Raw genomic sequence first — 273 nt, 5'->3', positions numbered from 1 at the left:
TCGGTAGACATATGCACCTCTTTATTGTTGTTCATGGTCAGGGGACCGGTTATCAGCTGCGCGTGCGAGGCAGAGCCAATTGCAGGAGTCGCGATTCATCAGCCTCATCGCGGTTGAGTTCACCAGTGATCGCGCCTTCGCTCATCACCAGAATGCGGTCGGAAATACCCATGACTTCCATCAGGTCACTGGACACCACAATGACCGCAATCCCGTCGGCGGCCAGGTTGTGAATGATCTCGTAGATCTCGGACTTGGCACCGACGTCAATCC

General features: G+C 54.9%; 1 pseudogene. It reads right to left on the bottom strand.

The features are described 5' to 3' along the window. Nucleotides 1-52: 52 nt before the first annotated feature. Nucleotides 53-273 (bottom strand): annotated as a pseudogene (gene araG / locus ALO43_RS16820) (L-arabinose ABC transporter ATP-binding protein AraG); the annotation flags it as partial.

Origin of the sequence: Pseudomonas tremae (assembly GCF_001401155.1) — a bacterium.
GTDB lineage: Bacteria > Pseudomonadota > Gammaproteobacteria > Pseudomonadales > Pseudomonadaceae > Aquipseudomonas > Aquipseudomonas tremae.
This window is presented reverse-complemented; position numbering and strand designations above follow the sequence as displayed.